General features: G+C 45.0%; 5 protein-coding genes and 1 pseudogene. All 6 read left to right on the top strand.

Annotated elements, in window-relative coordinates; genetic code table 11:
* Positions 1–199 precede the first annotated feature (199 nt).
* Positions 200–895 carry a response regulator transcription factor gene (locus Q0218_RS11575; RefSeq protein ID WP_297969745.1) on the top strand — a complete coding sequence of 232 codons (696 nt, stop codon included), beginning with the start codon at positions 200–202 and terminating at the stop codon, positions 893–895.
* Positions 879–2,318: a DUF3365 domain-containing protein gene (locus Q0218_RS11570; RefSeq protein WP_297969744.1), complete on the top strand. Its 1,440-nt coding sequence runs from the start codon at positions 879–881 to the stop codon at positions 2,316–2,318. Before Q0218_RS11575 ends, Q0218_RS11570 begins: the two co-directional genes overlap by 17 nt.
* A gap of 96 nt (positions 2,319–2,414) precedes the next feature.
* Complete coding sequence (locus tag Q0218_RS11565; protein ID WP_297969742.1) at positions 2,415–4,481, top strand: cytochrome c3 family protein; 2,067 nt, start codon at positions 2,415–2,417, stop codon at positions 4,479–4,481.
* A gap of 54 nt (positions 4,482–4,535) precedes the next feature.
* Positions 4,536–5,342, top strand: coding sequence for an FKBP-type peptidyl-prolyl cis-trans isomerase N-terminal domain-containing protein (locus Q0218_RS11560; protein ID WP_297969740.1), 807 nt, complete (start codon positions 4,536–4,538; stop codon positions 5,340–5,342).
* 28 nt (positions 5,343–5,370) lie between these two features.
* Complete coding sequence (locus Q0218_RS11555) at positions 5,371–6,054, top strand: 4Fe-4S dicluster domain-containing protein (protein ID WP_297969738.1); 684 nt, start codon at positions 5,371–5,373, stop codon at positions 6,052–6,054.
* A 1-nt stretch (position 6,055) separates the two neighbouring features.
* Positions 6,056–6,173, top strand: a pseudogene (locus Q0218_RS11990) (nitrite reductase); the annotation flags it as partial.

Raw genomic sequence — 6,173 nt, 5'->3', positions numbered from 1 at the left:
AGCGCTTGAATGGCATTCAAGAGGTCGGCGGTTCGATCCCGCTTAACTCCACCATCTTTAAATTTATTCCCCAAATTTTACATCCAAGCCGCCAGAAAGTTTTGATTAATTTATAATTCGCGATTAATATCGCAACCTCTAAAAATAGTATTTTAAGCTTGCCTGTGTTAGTATCGGCAAAATTTAGTACGGAAAAAAGATGCAAGATTACTCCATTTTAGATGTTTTATCTAATAAAAAAGTCCTTTGTTTAGAGGATGAGCCTTATATATTAAAAAATATGATCGACTCCCTTGAGCTATTTTTTGCCGAAGTAAAAGGCGTAAGCGACGGCATCGAGGCGCTAGACGAGGCTATGAGCGGTTCATACGACGCACTCGTCCTAGATGTCAGCGTCCCGCACATGGACGGTCTAGAGGTAGCTAAAAAGATCCGCTGTGCAAACCGTAAAATCCCGATCGTAATCATCTCAAGCCACACCGAGCAGGAGTATTTGTGGCGCGCCGTCGAGCTAAAGATCACGAGATATCTCTCAAAGCCTTACGATAAAGATACCTTTATAAAAGCGCTAGAAGACGTCGCGATGGAGCTCATCGACCATACGCCGATGTTTAGTATCAACGACGAGCTCAAATATGATTTTAGTAAAAAAATCATATATATAAAGGAAGAGGCCTGTCGCCTCTCCAAAAGCGAGAGCAAGCTTTTGGAGTATTTTTTAAACAACAAAAACCAAACCATCACTTACGAACAGCTATTTGACTACATGTGGGAATTTGAACAGCCGACCAAAGAGGCCATCAAAACCATCGTAAAAGAGCTGCGCCGCAAGATCGGCAAAGACACAATCAGAAATTTATACGGCGTAGGATATCTATGTGAAGTCCAAATTTAAATTTATCGTCCTACTGCTCGTCGTTTTGTACGGCGCCATTACCGTTTTGGTTTTTAACTTTTACCGCGATCTTGCGCTAAAGGACGCCAGACAGGAGGCATTTTACGTACTTGATGCGATGAACGGCATACGCGACTACATCTCTACCGTCCAGCGCCCGCTGATAGAAGAGCTAAAAGACGGCGGCGTCATAAACAAAGACCTTTTTGACCCCAGACTCATGTCCTCATCCTATATAACTCGTCAAATTTACAAAATCCAGCTCGCCAAAAAAAACATAAACTACGACTACAGACTAACGGCAACGAACCCGCTAAACCCCGAACACGAAGGCACGGAATTTGAAAACGAAATTTTAGAAGGATTTAAAGAGGGCAAATACGAAGTCTACTCCGACATAATCAAAGATCAAAACGCCTCGTACTTTTTCGTCGGCCTTCCGGTCAAAAACTCCCACCCGTCCTGCGTCGAGTGCCACAACATAAACAGCGCGCCTAAAAAAATGCTCGAACAATACGGAAATTTAAATAATTTCGAGGGCAAAGTCGGCGACACGATAGCGATGGTGAGCTTTAAAATTCCGGTAAAAAGTATTTTGCTTTATCATAAACAAGAATTTATCGTTAGCGGCATAGCGATCACGGCGATATTTGCGGCGTTTTTATTTTTCGTTTATAAAATCCACAAAAGCAACGAAAAAACCAAGATGCAAAACGAGCTTTTGATGATAAATCAAAGCCGCTTAGCCTCGATGGGCGAGATGATCGGCAATATCTCGCATCAGTGGCGCCAGCCTCTAGCCCAGATCAGCTCGACTTTGGTAAATTTGGAGCTTTACTCCGAGCGAGGCAAGCTAAGCGGGCAGAGGCTAAAAGAGGCCATCGAGGAGGCGAACGAGCAGGTCAAATTTATGTCCGGCACTATCGAGGATTTTAAAAATTTCTTTAATCCAAATATGCCAAAGAGCGAATTTGAGGTAAAACAAGCCATAGAGCAGGCTTGTAAAATTTTAAACGCGGCGCTAAAAAGGCATGTCATCGACGTAAAAGTCGAGATAAAAGAAAATTTTAGGCTTTACGGAAATATAAACGAGCTCATTCAAATTTTAATCAACGTCATGAATAACGCCAAAGAAGCATTTTTAAACGCGCCGCAAGAGCGGGCGCAAGCAAATCGAATGCAAATTTTAATAACGGCCTTTTTGCAAAACGGCGAGCGAGCGATAACGCTCGAAAATAACGCCGGCAATATAGATAAAGGCGTGATAAATAAAATTTTCAAGCCGCATTTTACTACGAAAAAGTCGGGCAGCGGGCTTGGGCTATATATGAGTAAGGTGATAGCCGAAAAAAATAACGCCCGAATTTACGCGCAAAATATAAATAACGGCGTAGTATTTACTATTAAATTTAGAAATTCATAATTTATTAATATTCCCCTTTTTTCGCCCCCTTTTTACGCTAGCATTCTCAATATGAAATCTTTTTGATTTTAGATCCAAAATTTAAAGGAGGGCGCAATGAGGAATTTAAGTAAAACCTTATTGGGTTTGCTTATGGGTGTTAGCGTCTTCGCATCGCAAGCCTGTTGCGAAGAACACAACATGCAGATGTCTCAAAAGGCGCGAGACGTCATAGCAAACCCAAAAGGTACGCTGCAAAGCAGAGGCGTAATATCCTTGCAAGACTACATCGTAGAAGAGCAGGAGATGTATGAGTGGCTGTTTAAAAATCACCCGATTTTCACAAAATACGGCGGTAAAACAGTCGGTAAACTAGACGTTCACGACCGTGGACTTGAGTGGCTTGCCGAAGGTCACGGCTTTGACATGTCAAAAGCCAGTAAAAGAGAAGGCGGTAAAGGCTACAGCTCTATGATGTATAGGATACCGGCCGGTTCGTCGCTTCAGTTTCCTAATAAATTTATAGGCTCCGAAAAGTGCGGCGAGTGCCACCCTGCGCAGTACGAGGTATGGAGCAGATCGCGCCACGCCACTACTATCCGCTTCCCTGGCGAGCACCCGGAGGTTAATAATAACCTAACCGATCCGGTATTTAGTCCGGATACCGCGTCTATCTTGCCTCAAGGTATTACTCCGGACGTTATTTACGCCACCGTCGGACACCTAAGAACCAAATTCGGCTACGTAGACGCGTGGTTGCTGCGAGGAACTTACCACGTGGAGGGCGGTTTGCTACGAGACGGCACTGGTCAAGTCGTAGCCGGCGGTAACCAATTCCAAAGAACTTGGGCGTTAAATTTGACTCCCGAAACGGTTAAGAAAATTAAAGATTTCGTCCCCGATTTTCCGGAAACACTAGCCGACTACGGCGATAACGGCGGATACGTCAGAGGTCTAGCCTCATACGCCGCTAAATACAAAAAATCGATGTTCTTCCAAGCAAACGGTTCTTACTGCGAAGTTTGTCACCCGTTCAAATTCGACTTTAAAACTAAGAAAGAGTTCTATGCCGCTCTAGGTAACGCTAAAGAGCTTCAAAAACACACTATCTCTAAAGGCGTAAGCTGCGAGGAGTGTCACGGAGCCGGCGGTCACCTTGACGGAGCTACGAACTTTAGAACTTCAAACTGCGAACGCTGTCACCAAAGATTTAACTATAGCCCAGACCTAGCTCGCGCTAATCCTTTAAACCAAGGCAAGCTTGATCTATCTCTAAGCTCTAAATTTAAATCAATGGGGCCGGGATGCGGATCCGAGGGTTCGCAATCATACTTTACCGCTCACTACGATAAAGGCATGCGCTGCACCACTTGCCACGATCCGCACGATAACACGGGTCCGGTCGTAGGCGACAAGACTATCAAGGGCGTAAACTACAACTCGGAGCAAGGCTACCTAAGCGCGCTTTACACTAAACCGAAGATCAGAAAAGATTGTAAAGATTGCCACAAAGAGCAAGCATATATCGCTTCTAGAGCCGATACGCACAAAGATAACACTTGCGCATCTTGCCATATGCCGTTCATGATGAGCTGCGAGAACTTCTACGCTATCCAGTTCCAAGACAACGCTGGATTTGATACTCAAAGAAGATCTCACATCTGGAAGATCGACGTAGATCCTGCTAGAAAATCTCTAGTTGCGGGCGACGCTGCTAAAGGACCAAGAGACGCTAAAGATTGGCACTTCCAAAGAGATAAAAACGGCCACAACTTCGTTGACCTAATGTGGGCGTGCGCTAGAACGTCTTGGGCGGATAAAGATATGCAAGATACTAAAGGCTGCCACAGCCCAGTACTATCTGAGCTAAAACCTACCCTACACTTCAAGAATCAAAAACAGGTTTACGACGAAGTAATGGGATGGCAAACTCCTGTTAAAAACGACTTCTCTCAAGTCAAAATCGGTATCGAGGGACTTTATGCTATCTTAGAAACTAAGAAACTAAGCCCTAGCGATAAGACTAGAGTTTATGAGCTAATCGAAAAAGCGCAAGACACTGTCGACTTGCTACAAAAAGACGGCTCATGGGGTATGCACGGCTTTAAATACACAAAACAAAGACTCGATGCTTCTAAAGAGTACATCAAAGAAGCCCAAAGAATCATAAACAACAATTTATGATGCGATTACGGACGCCGCGATTTTGCGGCGTCCAAATTTAATAAGGTAAAATTTATGCGTTTTAAATTTAGCAAAAACTCGCTTTTAGCTCTTTGCCTAACGGCCGGCTGCGTTTTGTGCGCAAGTGCGGCGGATAAAGAGGCGATGACGCAAGAGCAAAAAGAATCATACAGTATCGGAATTTCAACCGGAACCTATATATCCGCACAACTAAAAAAACAAGAAAGCCTAGGCGTTAAATTTGACAGCAAGGCTATTTTAGACGGCTTTGCCGACGCCTTTAAAAAAGAACAAAAACTAACTGACGAAGAGATCATCTCTCTACTAAACCAAAGAGACGAAAAACTAAATAAGCTAACCCAAGACGCGCTAAAAAAAGCGCTTGAAAAAAATTTAAAAGAGGGTGAAGAATTTATGGCGAAAAACGCCAAAAACAAAAAGGTCAAAACGACTAAATCAGGGCTTCAGTACGAAGTTTTGGCACTAGGAGACGGCGATAAGCCAAGACCCGAGAGCGTCGTAGCGCTAAACTACAAAGCCTACCTCATAAACGGCAAAGTTTTTGACGATACGTACTCTAGAAACGAACCCGCGCTACTTTCTATGGTAAATTTAATAGACGGCCTACAAGAGGGGCTTATGATGATGAACGGTAACTCAAAATATAAATTCGTCATCCCGTCTCGCCTGGCTTACGGAGACGAGGGCGCGGACGAGATACCGGGCGGCTCGACGCTGATTTTTGAAGTCGAGCTAGTAAAGGCTCTAAAGCCTAGCGAGCTAGCCGGCGCGGCAAAAGAGCTACACGAAAAAGAGCCTAGGCTGTTTCACGGCGGACACGGAAATAGCGTAAGTAGATGAGGTAAATCCATACGAATGGAGAAATAAAATGAAAGAGCAAAACGCAAGAAGGACGTTTTTTAAATATCTTGCTTCGGGCGCGGCGACGCTAGGCGCGGTCGGAGCGTTTGGCAAGGGTATAAATTTAGACTCCCCTACGGAAAACGGCAAAAAGCCGCACTACGGCATGATCTTCGATCAGAATAAATGCGTCGGCTGTACCGACTGCGAGATCGCCTGTAAAAAGGTAAATTTGGTCCCAAAAGGTCAAATGAGGCTTTTTATCCAGGATAAAACCGATCCGCTAAATTTGAAAGAAAAGCGCTACGTCAGGGTTTCATGCCAGCAGTGCGAGGACGCGCCGTGCGTGAACGTCTGTCCGACGAAAGCTTGTCACAAGGACGAAAAAACAGGCATCACGACGATGAATACCGACGACTGCATCGCCTGTAAATATTGCATCGTAGCCTGCCCTTACGACGTGCGCTTTATAAATCACGAAACCAAAGCCGCAGAGAGCTGCAACTTCTGCTTGGATACGAATTTAAAAGACGGCCACGAGCCCGCCTGCATCGAGGCGTGCAGATACGAGGCGATCGTATTTGGCGATCTAAACGACGAAGAATCGCACATTAGCAAGCTGCTTCGCGTAAAAGACAGCTTGCGAATGCATCCTGAGTGCGGTACGAGGCCGAGCCTGCGTTATATTCCTGCGGTAAAACTGGGGGTGTGATATGAACGGAGCTATAAATTTCACTGCGACCTTCTCGCACGGTGTGGAGTGGGGCTGGCCGATTGCGGTTTATCTTTTGCTAGCGGGTATGAGCGGCGGCGCTTTGATAGTCGCGATCC

It is taken from the genome of uncultured Campylobacter sp., from assembly GCF_938039245.1.
In the GTDB taxonomy this organism is placed as follows: Bacteria; Campylobacterota; Campylobacteria; order Campylobacterales; family Campylobacteraceae; genus Campylobacter_A.
The sequence above is the reverse complement of the archived record's forward strand: the minus strand, read 5'-3'. Positions and strand labels throughout refer to the sequence as shown.